General features: G+C 54.1%; 22 protein-coding genes. 11 read left to right on the top strand and 11 right to left on the bottom strand.

All coding sequences use genetic code 11. The features are described from left to right. The first annotated feature begins 13 nt into the window (after positions 1-13). From HBA55_RS22910 to HBA55_RS22870, 9 genes are read left to right on the top strand one after another with little or no spacing between them, the layout of a single operon-like run. Complete coding sequence (locus HBA55_RS22910) at positions 14-772, top strand: SDR family NAD(P)-dependent oxidoreductase (RefSeq protein WP_166996161.1); 759 nt, start codon at positions 14-16, stop codon at positions 770-772. Between the two features lie 25 nt (positions 773-797). Next, positions 798-1,664: a beta-keto acid cleavage family enzyme gene (locus HBA55_RS22905; RefSeq protein WP_166996160.1), complete on the top strand. Its 867-nt coding sequence runs from the start codon at positions 798-800 to the stop codon at positions 1,662-1,664. Between the two features lie 20 nt (positions 1,665-1,684). Then, complete coding sequence (locus HBA55_RS22900; protein ID WP_166996159.1) at positions 1,685-2,635, top strand: threonine ammonia-lyase; 951 nt, start codon at positions 1,685-1,687, stop codon at positions 2,633-2,635. A gap of 4 nt (positions 2,636-2,639) precedes the next feature. Continuing rightward, a complete protein-coding gene (locus HBA55_RS22895; RefSeq protein ID WP_166996158.1) occupies positions 2,640-3,608 on the top strand; it encodes an ornithine cyclodeaminase family protein in 969 nt (322 codons plus the stop codon). A 19-nt stretch (positions 3,609-3,627) separates the two neighbouring features. Then, the gene (locus HBA55_RS22890; RefSeq protein ID WP_166996157.1) at positions 3,628-4,062 is read left to right on the top strand and encodes a VOC family protein; all 435 of its coding nucleotides are present in this window, start codon (positions 3,628-3,630) and stop codon (positions 4,060-4,062) included. 15 nt (positions 4,063-4,077) lie between these two features. Beyond that, positions 4,078-5,622 carry a M17 family metallopeptidase gene (locus HBA55_RS22885; protein ID WP_166996156.1) on the top strand — a complete coding sequence of 515 codons (1,545 nt, stop codon included), beginning with the start codon at positions 4,078-4,080 and terminating at the stop codon, positions 5,620-5,622. A gap of 10 nt (positions 5,623-5,632) precedes the next feature. Continuing rightward, on the top strand, positions 5,633-5,833 hold the full coding sequence (locus tag HBA55_RS22880; protein WP_166996096.1) for a TSUP family transporter: 201 nt from the start codon (positions 5,633-5,635) through the stop codon (positions 5,831-5,833). 27 nt (positions 5,834-5,860) lie between these two features. Beyond that, positions 5,861-6,856, top strand: a complete 996-nt coding sequence (locus tag HBA55_RS22875; protein WP_166996155.1) for a threonine/serine dehydratase family protein — start codon at positions 5,861-5,863, stop codon at positions 6,854-6,856. Between the two features lie 18 nt (positions 6,857-6,874). Further along, entirely contained in the window at positions 6,875-7,378 is a 504-nt protein-coding gene (locus HBA55_RS22870; protein ID WP_206019935.1) for a RidA family protein, read from the top strand. 170 nt (positions 7,379-7,548) lie between these two features. Here HBA55_RS22870 and HBA55_RS22865 read toward each other — a convergent pair whose 3' ends face one another. The 11 genes from HBA55_RS22865 to HBA55_RS22815 all read right to left on the bottom strand — a co-directional run bounded on the left by HBA55_RS22865 (position 7,549) and on the right by HBA55_RS22815 (position 19,521). Further along, positions 7,549-8,508 (bottom strand): SMP-30/gluconolactonase/LRE family protein, encoded by a 960-nt coding sequence (locus HBA55_RS22865; RefSeq protein WP_166996154.1) that lies wholly within the window; start codon positions 8,506-8,508, stop codon positions 7,549-7,551. A 2-nt stretch (positions 8,509-8,510) separates the two neighbouring features. Further along, positions 8,511-10,673, bottom strand: coding sequence for a 3-hydroxyacyl-CoA dehydrogenase NAD-binding domain-containing protein (locus tag HBA55_RS22860; protein WP_166996153.1), 2,163 nt, complete (start codon positions 10,671-10,673; stop codon positions 8,511-8,513). 40 nt (positions 10,674-10,713) lie between these two features. Then, positions 10,714-11,922, bottom strand: a complete 1,209-nt coding sequence (locus HBA55_RS22855; RefSeq protein WP_166996152.1) for an acetyl-CoA C-acetyltransferase — start codon at positions 11,920-11,922, stop codon at positions 10,714-10,716. Between the two features lie 225 nt (positions 11,923-12,147). Further along, positions 12,148-12,870 carry a TetR/AcrR family transcriptional regulator gene (locus HBA55_RS22850; RefSeq protein WP_166996151.1) on the bottom strand — a complete coding sequence of 241 codons (723 nt, stop codon included), beginning with the start codon at positions 12,868-12,870 and terminating at the stop codon, positions 12,148-12,150. Between the two features lie 85 nt (positions 12,871-12,955). Continuing rightward, entirely contained in the window at positions 12,956-14,140 is a 1,185-nt protein-coding gene (locus HBA55_RS22845; RefSeq protein WP_166996150.1) for a serine hydrolase domain-containing protein, read from the bottom strand. Positions 14,141-14,174: 34 nt separating this feature from the next. Beyond that, positions 14,175-14,954 carry a TIM barrel protein gene (locus HBA55_RS22840; protein WP_206019934.1) on the bottom strand — a complete coding sequence of 260 codons (780 nt, stop codon included), beginning with the start codon at positions 14,952-14,954 and terminating at the stop codon, positions 14,175-14,177. A 31-nt stretch (positions 14,955-14,985) separates the two neighbouring features. Continuing rightward, on the bottom strand, positions 14,986-16,314 hold the full coding sequence (locus tag HBA55_RS22835) for an aspartate aminotransferase family protein (RefSeq protein WP_166996149.1): 1,329 nt from the start codon (positions 16,312-16,314) through the stop codon (positions 14,986-14,988). 14 nt (positions 16,315-16,328) lie between these two features. After that, a complete protein-coding gene (locus HBA55_RS22830) occupies positions 16,329-17,282 on the bottom strand; it encodes a beta-keto acid cleavage family enzyme (protein WP_166996148.1) in 954 nt (317 codons plus the stop codon). Between the two features lie 188 nt (positions 17,283-17,470). Next, positions 17,471-18,421, bottom strand: a complete 951-nt coding sequence (locus HBA55_RS38065) for a CPBP family glutamic-type intramembrane protease (RefSeq protein ID WP_166996147.1) — start codon at positions 18,419-18,421, stop codon at positions 17,471-17,473. A 26-nt stretch (positions 18,422-18,447) separates the two neighbouring features. Beyond that, positions 18,448-18,867, bottom strand: coding sequence for a nuclear transport factor 2 family protein (locus HBA55_RS22820; RefSeq protein ID WP_166996146.1), 420 nt, complete (start codon positions 18,865-18,867; stop codon positions 18,448-18,450). A 27-nt stretch (positions 18,868-18,894) separates the two neighbouring features. Then, positions 18,895-19,521: a TetR/AcrR family transcriptional regulator gene (locus tag HBA55_RS22815; RefSeq protein WP_166996145.1), complete on the bottom strand. Its 627-nt coding sequence runs from the start codon at positions 19,519-19,521 to the stop codon at positions 18,895-18,897. A 186-nt stretch (positions 19,522-19,707) separates the two neighbouring features. Between HBA55_RS22815 and HBA55_RS22810 the strand changes: the two genes are divergently transcribed. Continuing rightward, on the top strand, positions 19,708-21,237 hold the full coding sequence (locus tag HBA55_RS22810; RefSeq protein WP_166996144.1) for a phytoene desaturase family protein: 1,530 nt from the start codon (positions 19,708-19,710) through the stop codon (positions 21,235-21,237). A gap of 12 nt (positions 21,238-21,249) precedes the next feature. Next, complete coding sequence (locus HBA55_RS22805; protein ID WP_166996143.1) at positions 21,250-22,407, top strand: 2Fe-2S iron-sulfur cluster-binding protein; 1,158 nt, start codon at positions 21,250-21,252, stop codon at positions 22,405-22,407. Positions 22,408-22,617: the final 210 nt, after the last annotated feature.

The following is a 22,617-nucleotide window of genomic DNA, read 5'->3' as shown; positions in this document are numbered from 1 at the left end:
CCGGGAGAATGTCATGACGATAAACAGCAGTATTGTGGCTCAACTCCAACAGGGGTTTGAGGGCGCCATTGTGGTGGTGATTGGCGGCAGCGGCGGCATCGGGGCGCAGGTGGTTCGACAAGCCTCTGAACTCGGGGCGCAGGTCATTGTCGGATCGCGCTCGGTGGATCGAGACAAGCTCCCCGAGGGCGCCAGTGACGCCCTTGCCATCGATATCGCCGACGCGGCTTCCATCAAGCAGTTCGCTGCTGTGATTGGCGAGAAATACGGTCGCGTGGACGTGCTGGTCAATACCGCCGGGTATTCCTATCAACTTCCTCCCAATCGACTTGATCTGTTGAGCGACCAAATCATCGACGAGGTGATGCAGGTCAACGCCCGCGGGCCACTGATTGTGATACGGGAGATGGCAGAGTTGTTACAACAAGGCAACAATCCCGTGTTGATCAACCTGTCTTCCATTACCGCGCAAACCGGTGGCGGCAGCAATATCGCCTACGCGGCCTCCAAGGCGGGTATCGACACGGCCTCCAAAGCCGTGGCCCGCGCCCTCGCCCCCAAGGTCAGGGTAGTCAATATCTCTCCCAGTGCGCTGGACACCGGCTTTGCCCGCAATCGCGGCGAAAACTTTATCGACAACACCATCAAGGCCAGTGCTCTCAAACGCCTGGCCAGCCTGGAAGAAGTGGCCACCGCAGTGATCTGCGCGGCACGACTCCTGACCGCCACCACCGGCACCACCCTCTATGTCGACGCGGGGCGTCACCTTTAACCGGCCTATTACAAGAGAATTCGCTATGAGAAACGTTATCCTGACCTGTGCGGTTACCGGCAACCTCACCCGACCGGATCAAACACCCTACCTGCCCATCAGCCCCAAACAGATTGCCGAGGCGTGTCTCGGCGCCGCCGAGGCCGGCGCCGCCGTTGTTCATATTCATGTGCGTTACCCCGATGGCAGCCCCTCCATGGAGGTGGCACACTACGGCGAGGTGGTTGAACGCATCCGCGAGCAGAACCGATCGCTGATCATTAACCTGACCACCGGCCAGGGGGGTCGCTTTGTACCCGATGCCGAGGATCCCAAAATTGCGGCACCGGAAACACAGCTGCTGCCACCCCTGGAGCGTATTCAGCACGTCCTGGAGCTCAAGCCGGAGATCTGCACGCTCGATCTCAACACCATGAACTCGGGCGACATGATCGTTATGAATACCCGCCCCAACACACGCATTATGGCCGAAGCCATGTTGGCGGCCGGCGTCAAACCCGAAATCGAGATCTTTAACGGCGGCGATATGGTGCTGGCCAATGAGCACGTTGCAAACCTGGGTATCGCGAGCCCGGTGATGTACTCCTTTGTGATGGGAGTCAAGTACAGCTGGCCGGCCATGCTCGAAACCATCCAGCTGGGCAAGAGCATGTTGCCGGAGAACGCACTGTGGACCGCCTTTGGTATCGGTCGTCACGAGTTCCCGGTGGTGGCGCAGTCGGTGTTAATGGGCGGCCACATTCGCGTGGGTATGGAAGATAACCTGTTTATCGAAAAAGGTGTGCTGGCCAAGAGCAATGCCGAGCTGTGCGAAAAGGCCTGCCGCATTGTCAGGGACCTGGGCTATGAGATCGCCTCGGCGGAAACCGCTCGGGATATGCTCAAACTCTGAGCCGGGAGAGGCCATCAATAATGAGTATTCAATTGATCGACGCCCTGCACGCCCATCGCCGAATCCGACCGTTTGTGCACCAGACGCCTTGCCTGACCAGCGGGGCGTTAGACCAGATGACCCGAGCCACTCTGCACTTTAAGTGCGAGAATTTTCAGAAGTCAGGGTCCTTCAAAATGCGCGGTGCACTCAACAGCACGCTGAGTCTCAACGAAGAACAGGCGCGACATGGCATTGTCGCCCACTCAGCCGGCAATCACGGTGGCGCACTGGCATTGGCGGGCCAGCTGCAGGGCATCAAAACAACCATTGTGGTTCCCGAGGACGCCTCCCGAACCAAACTGGAGGCCATCGCTGACTACGGTGCGAGAATTATCAGTTGCGCGCCGACATGGGAAGCGCGAGAAGCAACGGTGGAAGAAATCGTTTCCGCTCAGGGAGCGACCTATATACACCCTGTTAATCAAGCCACAGTAATGGCAGGCCAGGGAACCGTTGCATTGGAGATTCTGCATCAGTGTTCACAACTGGATGCTGTGGTGATCCCCGTTGGTGGCGGCGGATTGATCAGCGGAATGGCCACGGTGCTCAAGGAAATCGCCCCGGAAATTGAGGTTATCGGTGTTGAGCCTACCGGCGCCAGTTCGGGTGCCCGTTCATTTGAAACAGGCCGCTATGGCGCCGATCCGTCAGCACAGATCTCAACCATCGCCGACGGCCTCGCCGCGCCCATCACTCCTGAGACCTTCTCGGTAATCAGGGACAAGGTGGATCGTTTCCTGACTGTTTCTGACAGGCAAATTGAAGAGGCGATGATACTGATCTGGACACGCATGAAGATGATCGTGGAGCCCGCCGCTGCGGCGGCCCTGGCTGCGGTGATGTCAGAGCAATCACTTTTCGCCGGGCAAAATATCGCACTGGTGATGACCGGGGGCAATGTGGACCTGAAGAACCTGCCCTGGAGTTAGCTTAATGACGGCACCTAACATCGTTGGTTCTGCCGACATAATGCAGAACATCAGGCTTGATCAGCCGCTGATCGACGCTGTGGAAATGGCTTTTGTCAGACATTCCTCAGGGCGTGCGCAGGCGCCGCCTGTGGCCCAGATCGCTGTCGCAGAGTCTGGCGGTCAGACCTGCGTCAAAGGCGGGTACTTTCCCGGGGATTCCCATTTTGTATTTAAGCTGGCCAGCAATTTCCCTGGCAATAGTGACTCTGGGCGTAGTGTCACAGGAGGCTTTATGGCGGTGATCCAAGCGGACTCGGGCCAGGTGGAAACCCTGCTGCTGGACAACGGGTATCTAACCGCTTTGCGAACCGCCGCAGCTGGAGCAGTGGCCAGCAAACACCTAGCACGCACTGACGCGACCACTGTCTCGATTATTGGTGCCGGTTTACAGGCTCGTCTACAATTGGAGGCCCTGCTGTTCGTCAGACCTGTTAAGAAGGTTAAGGTATGGGCACGTTCGGTGGACGCCGCCCGGGAATTCGCCCGTGAAATGAGCGAACAGCACGATATACGGGTAACCGCCACCAATTGCCTGGAAGACGCGGTTCGCGATACCCATATCATCATCACTACAACCCCATCCCGCAGGCCATTGATCGAGGCCAGGTGGTTGCATCCGGGCGTTCACATTACCGCGATGGGTTCCGACTCGCCCGGCAAAGGTGAACTTTTTCCAGAGGTATTTGAAATGGCGGACTATTTGTTCTGCGACTCTCTATCCCAAAGTCAGACGCTGGGAGAATACCAGCGGGCAACGGCGCTAGACACCCCAGAACCTGTCGAACTGGGTAAGATAATCCCTACTACCAGCGCGTTTGCGCGTCGGAGCAATGATATTACCGTTTGTGACCTGAGTGGTATCGGGCTGCAAGACACAGCAATTGCATTGCACGCCAGAAACAGATTCGCCAAAACATCCATCCAAAACTGAATACCCAAGGACTGAACAAATGAAGATTAATCCATTTCACGTCGCGGTTCCCGTGCGCGACATTACCGAAGCACGACGTTTCTATGGCGAAATACTTGGCTGCAGTGAGGGTCGCAGCGACACTCATTGGGTCGACTTTAATATGTACGGTCACCAGTTTGTCTGCCATCAGGACACCAGCCTTGCGCCTGATGCCGAAAACCAAAAGATTTACAACCCCGTCGATGGACACGGCGTGCCCGTCCCACACTGCGGCGTAGTGTTGGATATGCAAGACTGGGAAATCTTGGCGAACAGACTGAAGCAACATCACATCGAATTTGTGATTGAACCCTACGTACGCTTCAAGGGCCAGCAGGGTGAACAGGCAACCATGTTCTTCTGTGATCCCTCCGGCAACGCCTTGGAATTCAAGGCATTCCGCTCCATGGACCAACTGTTCGCTGTCGAATAACCAGGCCCCAAATCCATGTCAATCCCAGAACTGATACTCGAACGCAACCCCGACGCCTTGATCCAGTGCAACTACGACGCGGCCATTATCCTGTCGACGAAGCTGGGTTGCAGCGTTAGCGACGCACTCAATGCAGAACTGCTGAGCTTTGCCGACGTGGATGCCCGCCTCGGACAGGAGCTGGTGCTGATGCACTCAAACCTTGCCTGTGGCGGCCGCCTGCTTCATGTCCCCCTGTCAGGGCTGGAGCGGGATTGGTCGGATGTGCGCGACATAGGCGTGATCGCCGCCCGAGCTGTGCGCTTGGCGATCCGCTCCGGTGCCACAAGACCACTGCTGGTGCTGGAAGGTGTTTCGGATCAAAGGCGTTTTCGAAGAGCGCTGGAAGTGTGTTATCTAGGCATTTGCCACGCGCTCTGGCAACCCTCGCCAGTGGGACCCACCGCTACCGATATGACCCGGGGACCTTTGCAGGCGCTCGCTGTTTTCAGCAACGACGAGCAATTGGACACTGAGTTTCTACAGCAACTGGAAAGTGGCCGACAACTCACCCGAGACTTGACCGCAGGCGACCCGGAAAACTTTGCACCGGCCGGCTTTGTCGAACACTGCCGCGCTTCTATCAATCAGATTGATATCGAGGTGATCGAGAACCAACAGACCATTGCCCGTCAATACCCCCTTCTCGCTGCCGTCGCCAGGGCGTCGCAGGCAGTGAAAAGACACCAGCCTCGAGTGGTCCGAATGGAATACCGGCCCAAGGGGCCGGCAGACACCACCCTGTTCCTGGTGGGCAAGGGCGTCACCTATGACACCGGCGGTGCCGACCTGAAAGTAAGCGGTGCCATGGCCGGCATGAGTTGCGACAAGGGTGGCGCGGCTGCGGTCGCCGGACTGATGCAAACCATCGCCCTGCGACAACCGACCGGGCTTCGGGTGGTGGCATTGCTGGGCCTGGTCCGCAACAGTATCGGCGCTGATGCCTTTGTCACCGACGAGGTGATTACTGCCCGCTCGGGTAAGAGAGTGCTGATTGGCAATACCGACGCTGAAGGCCGCCTGGTGATGGCCGATTTGCTGGCTGAAGCCCGGGAGATGGCGAACGAAGCGGTCAACCCTCAGATCCTGACACTGGCAACCCTGACCGGGCACGCCGCTCGCACCTACGGCCCCTATTCCGCCCTGATACAGAATGAAACCGCCAGGCGCCAGTCTCTGGGGCAAGACCTGGGTGAGATTGCTGACCTCTGGGGTGAAGGCATTGAACTGAGCCGGCCGCGCAAGGAGGATTGGGCGTTTGTACAGTCAGATAGCCCCGCCTATGATCTGTGCTCTTCCAACAACGCCCCCTCTGTCAACACTGAGCGCGGCCATCAATACCCCATGGCGTTTCTGTCCCAGGTATCGGGACTGGATCAGCACGGCGTGAATTCTGAAAAACCCATTTCCTATATTCATCTGGATTTATCCGGCAGTGTGGTGGAAGGAGGAATCAGCGGCCGACTGGGAACACCAACCGCCAATCCCCTGGTTACGCTCGCGGCGAAGTACCTGCTGTAGACTCCATACCATGTCAATCACTTACGAGCTTATCACGCTGCTGTTTCTGGTGGCAGTATTCGCTGGCACGATTGACACCCTTGCCGGTGGCGGAGGCCTGATTACCATACCGGCACTAATGTTATCGGGCCTGCCTACCGTGCGGGCTCTGGGCACGAATAAACTGCAGCCAAGCCGCTCAATTTCGCCACCAATTTCTCCTCGCCATTGATGTTTACTTTACTTAAAAGGTTAAAAAATGGACAGCGCGCGCAATCAAATCCCAGGGTTTTCAGCCATTGAGCAAGCAGCAAATAATCTTGAAGGTCATATAATTAAAACACCCCTGCTGGAGTCTGAACTTCTAAATGAAGAAATTGGAGGCCGCTTGTTGATTAAGCCGGAAGTATTACAAAAAACGGCTTCTTTCAAAATTCGGGGAGCTTTCAACAAAATACTATCTATTCCTTCCCGAATCAGATCTCGGGGAGTGGTCGCATTCTCATCCGGGAATCATGCGCAGGCTGTTGCGACTTCGGCAAGATATTTGGGAATCCCTGCAACTATTATCATGCCAGAAAATGCACCCGAGCTAAAAATCAACAATACTTTGGGTTACGGAGCAAGTGTCCTACTATATAATCCAGATACTCAAGACAGAGAGCTTATAGCTGAAGAGTTAGCAGAAAAAAAAGGCCTGTCTCTTATTCGGCCTTACGACGACTATCATATAATCGCCGGACAAGGGACTGTTGGTTACGAAATATTTAGTCAAGCAAAGAACTTAAATTTGGATCCATCAGCGGTGGTTGTTCCCTGTGGGGGCGGAGGCCTAATTGCAGGAACAGCTATTGCTTTGAAACATTTTTCGCCCGAAATAGAAGTTTGGTCTGCAGAACCGGAAAATTTTAATGACACCAAAAGATCATTAGAACAAGGGACGCGCTTAAAGAACAACAATACAATTAAATCAATATGCGATTCTATTCTCACACCAACCCCAGGGAAATTAACTTTTGAGATAAACTCCAATCTATTGACTGGAGGAGTGGATGTAACCGATGCTGAGGTTAAATCTGCGATGCTTTCTGCATTCAGGCATTTTAAACTTGTTGTTGAGCCGGGAGGCGCTGTAGCATTGTCCGCTATACTTTCAGGGAAAATTCCTATAAAAGGCCGCACAATAATTGCTATTCTGTCGGGAGGCAATGTAGATATGGCGCTTTATTCAAAAATTATGAATGAATCTTTCTGATTTAAAATAGTTAAATTCTTGATCACTATTTATGAGAGTTATGTTAATAAAATGACATCCAGTATAGAGAAAAAACTGATGGGTCTTGGGCTTTCATTACCGCAAAGCAATGATCCTGTTGCGAACTACACTCCTTTTTCAAAAGATGCAGATGTCGTATATATATCCGGTCAAACATGCAAGTGGAATGGAGTATTGAAGTACACTGGTTATGTTGGAGAAGATATCACTGTTGATCAAGGAAAAAAAGCAGCGGAGCTATGTATGCTTAACCTTTTGTTGCAATTGAAAACAGCCTGCAATGGAAATCTGGATGACGTCATATCCTGTCTTAAGCTAACCGTATATGTAAATGCTAAAGAAAGTTTCGCAAGTCATCCAAATGTTGCAGATGGCGCATCAAATCTTCTTCTAAATGTCATGGGGGATAAAGGAATTCATGCTCGTGCGGCAGTTGGAAGTAGTTCTTTGCCTGGCAATGCAAGTGTTGAGATTGACGGAATATTTAAAATAGAAGGTTAGGCGCGGGGGTCTTGTCGATCCAGCGCCCCGGGTCACCCACAGCAGTTACGCAACCCGGAATACCTGACAGTGATCACCCCCAACCGTTCTGACTCTGATAGCCACCAATTTCTCCGCGCTATTGGTGTTTGCAGCGTTTGAAGGTCAATAGGTTGCCAATAACGATCCATTCATAGGAAATTGATCGATGCTCCAGGACGGGGCCATTTAAAGGAAACCAGGCGCCCGCTGCCGGAACAGGTTACATACGCCGCATCTCTGTCTCGAGCACCGAAACAGATATTTGTGCAGAAAGGATCGTCCATGGAAAAAAAAGTACGGCAACGTCCATCAGGACTGATGTCCCAGACCCCACCGTGGCCTTTGCCAATGGAACCTACGCAGATATGCCCGGCACTGTCGACCGCCAGGGAATCGAGAAGAAATCCATCTGGCAATCCAGCCACCAGACGACCACCATTGACTGATGCTGGTCGCGGAACAGGCTCAATTTCTCCGGTCCCCGCCAGCTCAAACGCCCAGAGCCTGCGCGAGTGCGTTTCGGCGACATAAAGTATGTTTTCATCCGGCGACAGGCCAATACCATTTGGCGTCAGCAGTGGGCGAATAACCTCGCGAATGCCTGATCCGTCAGCCGCCGCATAGTAAACGGCGGTGACGTCTCGCTTGAATGAATCCGCCTTGCCGTGATCGGTGAAATAAAATCCACCCGCTCGATCAAAAACAATATCGTTGGGTGCCCTCAGGGGCTGGCCATCACAGCTGTCATAGAGTGTTTGAATTTCACCGGTTTGCAGATTAACCTTTTCAATCCAACCATTGTCCGGCGATTGACCTACCGTGTAGTAGAAACCATCGTCAAATTTCTGGTGCAGCCAGCCGCCACTGTTGCAAATGTAACACCAACCATCGGGCCCCAGAGCAGCCCCGTTGGGGCCACCCTCCAGCTCTGCGATGACACTCAGCGTGCCATCGGCCGCAACGCGGGTCAGAGCCTTACCGGCAATTTCAACCACCAGCAGCGAACCGTCCGCGAGTGCGATTGGCCCCTCGGGAAAACGTAGCCCCTCGGCAACGACTTCAATCTCCGGCTTGATTACTTGGTAGGCTACCTCAAGCAGGTCGGTCATGGTTATGCGGACTCCGCCAGCTCAAAAGTGCCGTCGCCGTAGACTTCACCCCTCTCGGCTTTTTCCACCAGACTGGCGGGCGGCTCGAAACGATCTCCGTACTTAATCGCCAAGTCCCTTGCGCGCGTCACGAACGCTTTGAGGCCATAGCTATTGATAAATTGCAGCGTGCCTCCCGTCCACGGTGGAAATCCGATTCCCATAATTGAGCCGATGTTGGCGTCGCGGGTACTGATCAATACGCTCTCGTCCAGGCATCGAACGGTTTCGATGGACTGGGCAAACAACAGACGGTCTTTAATGTCCTGCAGGGGAATCTGTGCATCTTCTTGGTAAAAGTGGTCGACGAGGCCCTGCCAGACCTGTTTTTTCTTGCCCTCGGGATAGTCAAAGAAGCCACCACCGCTGGCCTTGCCGTGGCGGTTATTGGCCAGCATCCAGTCTACGGTTGAATCGGCGGGATGTGGTGTATAGGTCTTACCCTCGGCATCCAGATCCTTAATGGTTTGGGTTCTGACTTTTTCAGCCAAAGTGATCGTCACTTCGTCGACCACGCTCAGAGGCCCAACCGGGCATCCGCTAAGATACGCGGCGTTTTCGATGGAGGCCACACTGATGCCCTCACCTACCATGGCCACGCTTTCCATGGTGTAGGTACTGAAAATACGTGTGGTGTAGAAACCTCGACTGTCGTTCACCACGATCGGCACCTTGCCTATCTGCTGCACAAAGTCGTAGGCCTGAGCCAGACATTGGTCGCTGGTTTTCTCGCCACAGATGATTTCCACCAATGGCATCTTATCCACCGGCGAAAAGAAATGCAGGCCAATATAGTTGTCGGGTCTTTGCGCCGCTTGCGCCAAACCCGTAATCGGCAGTGATGAGGTGTTGCTGGCAAAGATGGTGGTACTGCTTGTATTCGTCTCTGTCTCGCGAGTGACCGAGGCTTTGAGGTTCCGGTCTTCAAACACCGCTTCCACCACCATGTCGCACCCCTGCAGATCAGAGGCATCGGCGCTGGGTGTTATCAAGGCCAGTGTCGTGTCCATTTTTTCCGAACTGATGCGACCGCGATCGACCTGTTTCTGCAATTGTTTGCGCGCGTAGTCTTTACCCTTTTCGGCGTTTTCCAGACTGATGTCTTTGAGAATGGTGGGAATGCCGCTCTTGGCACAAGTAAACGCGATGCCTGCGCCCATCATGCCCGCCCCCAGTACCGCCACTTTGTCGAAACGACGAGGCTCCACGCCCTGGGGTCGACAGGCACCGGACTTGATCTCGTTCAATTGGAAGAAGAAGGTACCGATCATATTTTTTGCCACCTGTCCTGAGGCAAGCTCGGCAAAGTATCGGCTTTCAATACGACAGGCGCTCTCAAAATCCACCTGGGCCCCCTCGACGATGGTAGACAAAATCGTCTCCGGTGCCGGCTGCACGCCTCGGGTTTTCTGTCGCATCATGGCAGGCGCGATAGGCAGTAATTGAGCCATTGCCGGACTCGATGGTTTACCGCCTGGCATTTTGTAACCCTTTTTATCCCAAGGCTGAACGGCCTCGGGGTTATTACCGATCCAGGCCACGGCGGCCTGCAGCATTTCCTCTTCGGTATCCACAATTTGGTCCACCAGACCCGCGTCCATTCCGGCTTGGGGCTTAAACTGCTTGCCTTCCACCAGATAAGGCATGGCCCCCTGAATGCCCAACATTCGTACCGTGCGGGTAATACCGCCGGCGCCGGGCAATAGCCCCAGGGACACTTCCGGCAGGCCCAGCATCACACCCCTGCTCAGACAAACGCGATGGTGACAGGACAGAGCCAGTTCCCAACCGCCGCCCAATGCGGCGCCATTGATACAGGCCACCACGGGCTTGCCACTGGTCTCCCAGACCCGCACCGCTTTTTTGATGCGAGTGCAGTTGTCGTAGGCACTATGGGCGGTATCCTCGTTAATCTGGTACACCTGATTGAGGTTGGCACCGGCAAAAAACGTTTTCTTTGCCGAGCGGATAATCACACCATTGAATTCGTCCTGTTGCAGCCGCTCCACCACAGCATCCAGTGAATCCATAAAGGCATCGTCCATGATATTGGCGGAACCCTGGGGGTTGTCCAGTACCAAGTGCACGATATTGTGCTCGTCTTTTTCGTAGCGAATTGAAGTCATAGGTTTTGTTCTCACAATCTTGTCTTTCGGTGCCGTGCGTTCAAACACGCTCGATAATGGTGGCTATGCCCATGCCACCACCTACACACAGAGTGGCCAGCCCGCGCTGCAGATCGCGGGCTTCCAGTTCGTCCACCAAGGTGCCAATAATGATGGCGCCAGTTGCGCCAAGGGGATGGCCCATGGCAATAGAGCCGCCGTTGATATTGACCTTGGCTTCGTCGATATTCATGTCATTGATAAAGCGCATCACTACCGCGGCGAACGCCTCGTTGACTTCGAACAAATCGATGTCTTCAGCACTCAGCCCCGCGATGTCTAATGCCTTGCGCGCAGCAGGTGCAGGTCCGGCCAGCATCAATGTCGGGTCCGTGCCAACCAGCGCCGTAGATACCACTCTTGCTCGTGGCTTCAACTCAAATCGATCCGCCATGGCCTGATTACCCATGAGCACCAGCGCCGCGCCATCCACAATGCCTGAGGAATTGCCTGCGTGGTGAATGTGTCGGATGGATTCCACCCAGTGATATTTTTCTCTCGCCACATCGTCATAACCCATGTCACCCATAGATTGAAACGACGGCTTGAGCCCGGACAATGACTCAACGCTGGCATCGGGGCGTACCAACTCATCATGATCCAAAATAAGCTGGCCGACTCGATCATTGACCGGCACCACCGAACGTGCAAAGCGGCCCTCTTGCCAGGCCTTAGCGGCTTTTTGATGAGAACGGACGGCGAAGCGGTCCACCTCATCACGCGTAAACCCGTCGAGAGTCGCCATCAAATCGGCACCCACACCTTGTGGCATAAAACCGGTGCGGAAGTTAGTCTCGGGGTCATGCAACCAAGGGCCACCGTCAGAGCCCATCGGCACACGGGACATGGATTCGACACCACCGGCAACCACCAGTTGCTCCCAGCCCGAACGAATCTTCATGGCTGCCGTATTGACGGCTTCCAGGCCCGATGCGCAGTAGCGATTCAGAGTCATGCCGGCAACGTCTTGGTTCCAGCCCGCGGCCAGCGCGGCGGTTTTAGCAATGTCGCAGCCCTGGTCACCTACAGCGGTCACGCATCCCAAAACAATGTCATCCACGGCGGCGGTATCAAATGCATTGCGCTCGACAAGTGCGTTGAGCAAGCTGCTAACAAGAGAGATCGGTTTCACCTCGTGCAAAGCACCCGTGGCCTTGCCTCGGCCTCTTGGCGTCCTGATAGCATCAAAAATAAGGGCGTCTGTAGTCATGCTGTTGTCTCTGTAGCAATTGAAAGGAATACAAAAACATTACATGACCTTTGGGTCAGTTACAAGGCAAAATTTGTTCGCTTCCTCAATCCGGCGGGGCAATCACTCGACTTTGGACGGTAGCGATCAAGGTGATCGCGGTAACACGGCGAAATGCGTCCAGAGGGGATAAAACCCACACTGATCAGCGGGTATATAAGGCCAAGGGTGAAATTGTATGCAGGTTCAGGTGACGACTTGCAGATCAGGTTTTCGTTCCACCAAGGGTTTCATGATCTTCAGTTTGGAGGGTTCAGGGTCCTGGCCGTAGACCGCCCGATACATCAGTACCGCGTGCATCTCAATCAATGAATCGGTATCCAGATCATATTCCTCGCCCTTTGCCGCCAGTCCATAGCGTTCAAACAGACTTTGGTCCATGATCGCGCCGGCGGCGTGCAGCACGTGGCGAACCAGGGGATCATTCTCTTCGCCAAGATCCAGCGTCGCGCTGGCCTGCCCGACCCACTCGTTCAGCAGCTCGGAGTTTCGCTTCAACCACAGCTTGCGGTAGCGGGTATCGCCGCCGCTGAGTTGCACCAGACAGCCCAACACCCCGTGATTCGTGGCAAAGGTTTTTTCGTACCAGTTGACGATTTCAAGTATGCCATCAAAGGGATCAGCATGGCGACTGGCGACTGGAAGCATATTGCGCTCGAAGCTGACGTATTGTTGCAACAGCTCTTCCACAATATCGTCTTTGGTCTTGAAATGGATGAAAAAAGTGCCTTTGGCCAGACCCGCCTTTTTTGTGATATCAATCACTTTGATATCAGCAAACTCCGCGCTCTCTAACAAATTCGCCAAGGCCGCCATCAATCGCAGCTGTGATTTTTTGGCGCTGCGGGCAGACTGGATTTCCTGTGCCTGGACTTCCATATAGGTGGCAAATTTGATGGGTGCAATCATAGAGCTGACTTACCTGAATGAAAGACCGCTAGTGTATCACAGGAAAAGCCTGGCGCCAGCTCCAAACCGGCCCTCAGGTCAGGTTTCAGGAATCGCCGAAACAACGGCGCACCCGCTCAATAAACTCCCAGTGCCAATTGCCGGTCCCCACGGCCTGATTGACGGTACCGGAAAAGTAGATATCCCCCTGAGGGTGATAAAACATTTTGGCCCCCCAAGCGCCGGAGTGCCCCCAAAGCTCCCCCTGCTGGCACTGAGTACGGAACATGCCCAGTCCTACGCCGGTTCTCGGTTGTTTCAGGGCCGCAGGTTGACACCACTGACACATCAGTTGTGCCTTTTCCGGGGACAGCAATTCTCCCTGTATCACAGCCTGTAGAATACGGTTCATACTGACCGCCGATGACACGATGCCGCCACCGCCCCAGTCGAAGGAAAGATTGAATCCGGAGCTGAGTAACGGCTGGGATTCGGCGTAGACCTCGGCTTCCTCCATCAGTTTTTGCCGGTCAGGCAGCGGTTCACGGTAGGCGAGGTAGGTATCGGTAAGACCCAGAGGTTCAAAAACCCACTGCTTTAGTAACCTCTGCAGGGGTTGTCCAGTCACATGCTCCGCCACCAGACCGAGAATGACGTACCCGGTATCGGAATAGTAAAAACGTGCCCCTGGCGGCGCCACCGGAACTTCGCCCAACCCCCCATGGAGGTAGTAATTCAATGTGCCGGCCGTATCGACATCGAGCTCGTTCGCGTCCCACGGTATCCAGTGGCGATTCAGCGCCTGGTTACCGCCTTGCAACATGGCACCCAACAACGAACGCGGGGCCAGACCACCCACGTCTTGGCCCAGTGACCCGGCGTCGTCCGTCATACCGTCACGCAGGCCCGCGGTGTGGGTCAGTAGTTGCCTCATCGTAATCAGTCGCCCTGCATTGTGATGCAAGCGATCGAGCACCGCATCACCGAACAGACCAATCTCCGCCAGTGCGGTATCGAGTCCCTTGTCCCCAAATAGCCCCCTGTCATCGGCTTGAACGATAATCAAGGCTGTTAGCGTCTTGCCCACGCTCGCCCAGTGAAAGGGTTGATCGGGATGCATTTTAAGACGCTCAGCGGCTAAACCGGCCGCGCCGCTGAACCGATACCGCTGTGAGGGGACTTGGATATCAATGACGGCATTGAAGACCTGATAGTCCTGGTTAGACAACAGCGCCTCCAGAGATTGCTGAAGTTGCTGGTCCAGATTCCGGGGCTCTGGAAATTTGTTCATGGCTTGGTGTAATGTGCCGTCTCTTGTGACTGTTTTACTTGGCATGGCTTAGCCAGCCCAGCGTCTGCTCACTGGGACGTGACGGAAAATATTCCGCCCCCACCCATCCAGTGTAGTCGCTCTCGGCAATGGTTTTGAATATCGCCTCGAAGTCCACTTCACCGGTACCCGGTTCCTGGCGATTTGGGGTATCGCTGAACTGCACGTGTCGAATCTGGTCATAGTGGTTGTGCCAAGCCTGGACGGCATTTTTACCAGACTTCTCCACATGATAAATATCAAATTGCAGACCCACCGCACCTCCGAATTCCCGTCGTAATAGAGAGGCCGCCTCATCAATATCACTAAAGAGAGCGTCCGGCATATCAACGGGGTTCATCGGTTCCAGCAAAGGTACCGATCTGCCACTGGCAAAAATATCCAGCTTCAGTGACGCTTCCACATTGCTGAGATAGGTCGCTAGACATTGCTCGCGGTTTGTCCCATCGGGAACTTTTGACGGGCCGAGATGAACAAAACTCGATCCGGTGATGTCGGCATTTTCAGCCGCCTGCTCAACCGCTGCGGCAAATTCCTGTTCCCGCCCGGGCACCCCGGACAAGCCAGGACCACCTTGCAAGAGATCTCCCATATCAACATTGATCAGTACCACCTCAACCCCAGCCTCGCGGGATGCGTTGGCGATGTCCGCTGCAGGCGCTTCCATTAATTGCACCTCAACGCCTTCGATGCCAGCCTGACGCGCGGCAGCAAAGCGTTGCAGAAACGGTTTTTCGCTGAAAAGAAAATTAACACTGGTGCTGAATTTTATCACTGGGATTCCCCGATGCGTTGGCTGATATCACTTAAAACATGGATTTCATTTTAGCGAGTGCATTGCGTACACCCTGCAGGGTAAAATCGATAACCTCGTCATCCATTGCCGTGGACAAAATAAATCCGCCTCGCATGGTCGACAGGCCCTCTTCCATCAGCAAACTCTGGAAAACCGCAATACGCTCCAGCAAGCCGTTTCTGGCCGCCAGCGCCAGCTCACGGTAGTTGCCGATATGGTTTTCGCTCATGATCAGGGCACCGACAGATCCCACCCCCTCAACGTATCCGGGAATCCCGAAGTGCGCACGAATCTCCTCCAACTCCCCACGCAGACGCTGCCCCAGGCGGTCAAGTTCATCAAACGCGGCTGGCGTCATCAGTTCCATGGCCACATGACCAATGTGCATGGACATGGGGTTGGCGGTAAAGGTTCCGCTGTGTTTGACCTTGGGGTCACCCTCGTCGATGGAAAACACCGACATAAATTCACGTTTGCCACCCAGCGCACCAATAGGAAAGCCACCCCCAATGATTTTGCCCATGGTGGTCAGATCCGGAGTGATGCCTTTGAGCCCCTGAGTGCCACTGTAACTGCTGCGCAGGGACATCACCTCATCAAAGATCAAAACGATACCCAACCTTTCTGTTTCCTCTCTCAGCATGGTCAAGTAGTCGAGTTCCGGCTCCACCAGCCCCATTTGCATGCGCAAAGGATCAATGATCACCAGAGACAATTCATCGGCGTGGCGCCGGAGCAGTGCACGACTGGACTCAATATCGTTGAGCGGCAATACCACCACCTCGTCGAGCACACTTTGAGGGGTTCCCACTTGATTGCTGACGGCATTAGGGGCTTTTGGATCACCCCAGAGTTCAGGTGATGGCTGAAAGCTGGTTTCCGTCAGGTCAAACTGCCCGTGGTAACCACCCTCCACCTTCGCGATTTTACTTTTGCCGGTGAACGCGCGAGCGGCCTTAACGGCGATCATCACCGCTTCGGTACCGGAATTCATAAAACGCACTTCTTCGCAGCTCGGTATGCGCTCACACAGCAGCTCAGCCAGCTGCACCTCGGGCTCGGTGGGCATGATGCTGGATATCAGGTTGCCCGATTGCTGGGTGATGGCCTCAAGAATTTCCCGACGGCCGTGGCCGTGAATGAGTGCCGTAAAGTTGTTGGTATAGTCAACACGGCGCCCCCCTTCCACATCCGTGATCCAGCAACCCTCAGCATGATGGGCATAAAGTGGATGCGGCTTCTGCACAGTCATTTGCCGGGTATAACCCGATGGCATCACCTGGCGGGAGCGCTCAAACAGAGCGGCGGATTTGGGCGCGTTGGGTATAACAGGTTGCATGAAAAATCCTCGAATCAGTAATTGGTGTTGGCGCGGCCTTTGGTACCGAGAATCTCACGGGCTTCATCTGGCGTGGCAATCTCCAGCGACAACTCCTTGAGAATGGAGACTATGCGTTTGACCTGCTCGCCACTGTTCTTGGCCAGCTGTCCTTTTCCGTACCAGAGGCTGTCTTCGAGACCCACGCGAACGTTGCCCCCCATAATGGCTGACATGGTGGTGCACTTCATCTGGTCCTTGCCGGCCGCCAACACCGACCAGATATAGTCATCGCCAAACAGTCTATCGGCGGTTTCACGCATGTGGACAATGTGGCTGGCATCGGTGCCCAGCCCACCCGGAAAGCCAAAAATCGACTGGATGAAAAACGGCGGCTCAATCCAACCCAGGTTGGCCAAAGTATCGAGCATGTATAAATGGCCGATATCGAAACACTCGTATTCAAAACGAATACCCCGCTCCTGCCCGAGCTCCTTGGCAAAGCGCTCCATCGAGGCTCCGGTGTTCATGATGGTGGCGTCCTTGGAGCCCTCAGTCATCATGCGCTCCCAGTCATGCTGATAGTTGAGCTTATCCTTGAGCATCCAGATCCCCGGATTCATAGGCCCCATGTTGAAGGAGCAGATCTCCGGGGACAGCGCTTTGGGGGCGTCGAGTCGGGCCTCCAGGGTTGCGGGCCAATTGCCCAGCGCCTCGATATTGGGCTGGCCGGTGGTGATATTGATGATGGCATCAGACTCATCCACAATCCGCTCGATATACATTTTATAGACCGACGGGTCAGTTACTGGAAAGCCGTGTTCCGGATCGCGGGCGTGCAGGTGGATAATCGAGGCCCCTTCACGGGCTGCGGACAGGGAATCGGCCACGATTTCGTCCGGTGTGACAGGGAGATATGGGGACATACAGGGCAGGTGCATGGCACCTGTGGTTGCACTGGTAACAATAACTTTATTCGTCTTTTTCATGATGATCCTCTAGCCTTACGTTGCGACTTAACTGACCTATGGGTCATATAAAACCTCAAATACGTCAACTTGTCAACGGCTGGAGAGAACTCGATTCAGTCAGATTTGGCCAGAGTTAATGAGTGGGGATCTGCGAAAACCCGGTGTAGACCGGGTTATTCAGTAGAAAGCGGTAGCGATGAACCGCGTTAAGCTTGGCGGTGCTCCTGTCCGCGATAGCCGAGATTAGCGCCATAGCGGACGACCAGTAACACGCCAACCAGCATCTGAATCAGCCACAGGACATCGAGAGAGGCGGAATCCGGTGTGGCTCGAAGCGTCTCTGCAATGTAGTTGGAAACTCCGTGAATCATGATTGCCGGCAACACGCTGCCACCGGTGATATTGACGAAAAAAACGATCACTACCGTCATGCCAACGGATTTGGCCATAAACAACAACTGACTCATTAAAAATTCGCTAACATCCGCGCCCATCAACAGCGGAGCCACCTCGCGAGGAAGATGCCAAAGCGCCCAGAATACCCCCAGAAAGACAGCAGCAGTCAATGGTGAATTCATTTTTCGCAGCAGCAGCGGCAACGCATATCCCCGCCAACCGAGTTCTTCCAATAGGCCGCCGGTATCGAGAAAATTGGTCATCACAAAGAACAATATCATCAACAACGGAGCGTGCAGACGTAAATTATGTTCCAGCACATGTTGGTCTTCCGCCGAACCCGCAACGACAACAACAAGGTACGAAAGCGTCAGAAAACCGAGGTTCAATGCCAACACCATGGCGTAAATTCTGAGCCCTTCCGTTTTTTCCACACCATCGCGCCACGGTCTCAGCCGCGAACACAGATGCCGAACCTGACGCATACCCCCTTTGGCGAAACTCCCCAGAAATGCTGCCAGTGTCGGGGCAAGGGGAAACAATATGGAGGGTAACGCCAACGGGTACGACACGGTAAGCGCCAGAGGCACCAGGATACTGAAGTGATTGAGCCCAATGGAATCGCGCACTTCCATAAACATCGACGGTGAATACCCCGCCGGCAGAGAAAACGCCATCCAGTAAATTCCGAAGCAGGCAAATGCCAGGGCCAAGGCATAGAATGACCAAAAGGAGGTGTAGTTGGCCTCTGACGATTTCACGGTGCGATCCTCCGGTTTAAGGAGAGTTATGTTTTGGCAGTAAGAGCCTGGCGAATAAACGCATCTTCCCGTTTGGCCATTTGCGTAAAGCCTTCCGTGAGTTTGACGAAGACTTCGATCCCAATCAACTGTCCGTTATTGTCCAGAGTAAAGACGTCCACCCCCTGAACCGGTTGTTCATCCAAAGTGCCCTTGAATTCAACCACAGCCTCGTTGCCCTGAAACCAGCTACGGTGGTAACCAAAGTCGGGCATTACGTGGCACAACGCGCGTAGAATCGTCTGCGCGTGGCGTTTGCCTGTAAAGGGGCGTTCGTGACGAGGTGATTTAACCACGATATCTTCGGCCACCAGGGCATCTACGGCATCGAGGTTGCCATTATCGACACTGGCTTTCAGAATATCGACAAAGGTTTTCAGATGTTGATGTTGGGTATTTTCGCTCATTGACTCACCTGTGTGTTGAGTGTGGGTTTAGATTTCGTAGAGGCTCTGGAGTACCCGCCGAATCAGGCGATCTCGCTCGACATTTCCGCTCGCGGCTTTTTCCAGAATGCCTTCTATGGCCAGTGACGCGGCGCCGTGTACAACCACCCAGGCCGCCACTCCAGCCAACCCTTGTTGCTCGGCGCCGGCGCCCCGGGCTTCAGCATCCTGACGTCCCAACTGCTCGCAGCGCCGAAAGGTTTCGTTCATGGCGTTATTCAACGCCTCTTCGCCGTCCTTATCCTTCAGGAAGGAACTGAACATCAGCTTGTACAGGTTTGGGTTGGCACAGGCAAAACGGCAGTAGGCAACGGCGGTTTCCAATCGTTGCTCCTGAAGCGTCGCAGCGGTGCCGTAAGCCTCTTCAATCTCCGCCGCGAGATCCAGAAAACCCGCCGTGGCAACGGCCGTCAACAAGCCATCTTTATTGGCAAAGTGACGATAGGTCGAGGTATGACTGACACCAACGGCCTTGGCCACTGAGCGCAGGCTGATGTTGTCCACGCCGTCACTCGCCAGAATTTCCAGTGCCTTGTCCACCAGGGCTTCGCGCAAAGCACCGTGGTGATAGGAGCCGCCCTTAGTTGTCGATTTATCGGGTCCCGCCTTTGCCATGTTTATCCTCTTCTTCCGGATGAAATCAATGTTGGTCCAATACCGCGTCACATTGTAGCAAAAGAACCTCTCCGATTTGGGCCAGTTATGGTGCCTCATCTTTCAATGTTGCCAATGGTAACATTGTGTGTTTAAAATAATCAACACCAAGCACTTCTACCTGCCAACACCCAAGGAGTCTCTCCTATGCCGAACCAAAACCCATTGACCACGGCGGGCGTCGACTACGACGTAATCGTTGTCGGCGCCGGTAATGCCGGTCTGACCGCAGCCGCCAGTTTCGCGCGCAGCGGCGTCAAAACCCTGCTACTCGAACGCCACAACATTCCCGGTGGTTGCGCCACTTCCTTTGCTCGTGGACGATATGAGTTCGAAGTCTCCCTGCACCAATTAAGCGGCGTGGGCACTGAGGATCAACCGGGGCCTCTGCGCCAGATGTTTGGGCAGTTGGGCATTCTCGACAAGATTTCACTGCACGGAGAATCCAGTATCTATCGCGCCGTGATCGACGGAGCTCTGGATGTCAGCATCCCCGCCGATTGGGAGGAAGCACAAAATGTGCTTTGTGTAGAGTTCCCTGAAGAGCGCGAGGGCATACGACGCTTTTTCAAATTGATGGACACCATGACCATTGAATCGTTCGGTGTCAGCAAACTTCTGCACAGCGAGGAAGGAATCCGAGCGGCTTACCAGCAATTCCCCACTTTTATGAAGTATGGATTGACCAGCGCCGAGAAAGTACTGAATGAACACTTTCGCTCCCCGGAACTCAAATACGCTTTGACGGTGTACTGGGGCTACTTGGGTGTGCCACTGCACGACACCAGCTTCCAGGATTTGGCCATGACCCTGTGGGCCTATATCAAAACCAAACCCTATTACATCGAAGGTGGAAGCCAGGCGCTCTCTAATGCCATCACCGATTCCTTTACCGAAGCCGGCGGTGAAATCCGGTTTAACTGCCAGGTAGAACAAATCCTGGTTAAGGACGGCCAGGCCTACGGGGTGCGCACTGAACACGGAGAAGAAATTACGGCAAAGGTCGTGTTCTGTAACTTCAGTCCGATCACCAGCTACTCCACCCTTATTGAGCCTGAACAGGTACCACAAGATGCCATTAAAGACCTTTCCAGCCGTACTGCCGGTGTCTCCGCCACCACACTGTATATGGGGTTGGACTGCGAGCCGGAAGACATCGGTATTACGCAGGCCACCACCATGATTGGCGCCAACGCGGATGTGGATGAACAGTATCGTCGAGCCAAAACCCTGGAGCCCGCTGGCTACGTGGGATTCACCTGCTACAATTTCGCCGATCCCACTGCGGCACCCAAGGGTGGTGCCAACGCCTCGTTGATCGCGCTGCAATATGCCGACCCCTGGCTCAAACTCTCCCCAAGAGACTACGCCAAGGAAAAATACCGCTACGCTGACTCCATGTTAAAGCTTCTGGAAAAAACCTACCCGCAGATCCGCGGCCATATCGAAGAAGCGGAAGTCGCCACCCCTTTGACGGCCATGCGCTATCTCAACACCCCACGCGGTTCCATATACGGCTTCGATATGAAACTGACCGAACACCGACTTGTGCGTGAAAACGAAAATCACATCCAGGGCCTCTACCACGCCGGTACCTGGACCACCACCCAGGGTTATCAGCCCACCCTCCAGGCTGGCTGCACCATGGCGCGCCGCATACTACGAACTTTTGCATAAGGGGTATCAACTATGAGTGACTACAAGGACGCCATTCCCGGCTACAAAGAAACCATTGAGCGGATTCACAACCTGGAAGAAAACAATCCGGTACCCTATAACTATTGGGCAGAAACCGCCAAAGTCATCAATGAGTATCACCCCAAACGCCTGCAGCTGCGTGTCTCAGAAATCATTGCAGAGACCGCCACCTCCAAAACTCTGCGCCTGGTATCCACCGATGGTTACTTGCCACCTTTCCAGGCGGGACAATACATCAATCTGTTTGTTGATATCGAAGGGATCACCACCAGTCGAGCATTTGCCATTTCGTCCTCGCCCAACACGCTCAATCACTATGATCTGACAATTCGCAAGATCAAAGACGGCTTTATCAGCCAGTATCTGGTCAATGATGTCCAGGTGGGGCAGGAATTTATCAGCACCGGGCCAATGGGTAACTTTTATTACAACCCGATTTACCAGAGTAAGAACGTGGTGTTCCTGGCGGGTGGTTCAGGCGTGGCGCCAGCCATGAGCATGATCCGTGAGCTGGTGGAAAACGGTGACGATAAAACCATTACGCTTATCTACGGCTCCATGAATCTGGACGACATTATCTTTAAGAACGAACTCGATCAGCTTGCCAACGAACACAGCTCTGTGCGAGTCGAATACGTAGTCACCAACCCTCCTGAGAACTACCAGGGCTATCGCGGCTTTATCAGCGCTGACATCATACAGGACATTCTGGAGGCTCCTGAAGACAACACCTTCTTTGTCTGCGGACCGCAGATTATGTACGGCTTCGCCGAAGCCGAGCTGCGCAAGCTCAACATCAAGCGCCGCAATATCAAGTTTGAAGCCAATGGGCCACCATCCGACCCATCCCAGGAACCCGGCTGGCCTGAAGATGTAAACAAAACGAAAAAGGTCAAGGTGACAGTGACGGGAGGAAAGAGCTTTGAAACCGAAGCCGGTGAGCCCCTGCTCAATGCCCTTGAAAGGAATGGCATCGTAATGGAGTCTGCCTGCCGATCAGGTGAATGCAGCCTGTGTCGGTGCAAGGTAGTCAAGGGGGAGGTGTTCGAACCCAAACAGGCCCACGTGCGAAAATCGGACAAACAGTATGGGTATGTTCACAGCTGTGTGACATTTGCGGTCGGGGATATCGACATTGAAATCCAGTAAAGATTGGATGCATCGATAGCCATTAACGTAGATTCATTAATCGAAGAATGAGACTGGCCATGGGTTCTGGGACATTTAGCAATGCCACCAGAACCATTGCTGGTCTTTAACTATGAATAAACACCTGGTCCTTTCTCGGAACTCCTCGCTATTACAGAAGAGAGGCGACAGAAGTATTGCGGGCCACTCAAAGGGGTGATGTGTAACGGG

This window comes from Pseudomaricurvus alkylphenolicus, from assembly GCF_011683955.1.
GTDB classification, from domain to species: Bacteria; Pseudomonadota; Gammaproteobacteria; order Pseudomonadales; family Cellvibrionaceae; genus Pseudomaricurvus; species Pseudomaricurvus alkylphenolicus.
The sequence above is the reverse complement of the archived record's forward strand: the minus strand, read 5'-3'. Positions and strand labels throughout refer to the sequence as shown.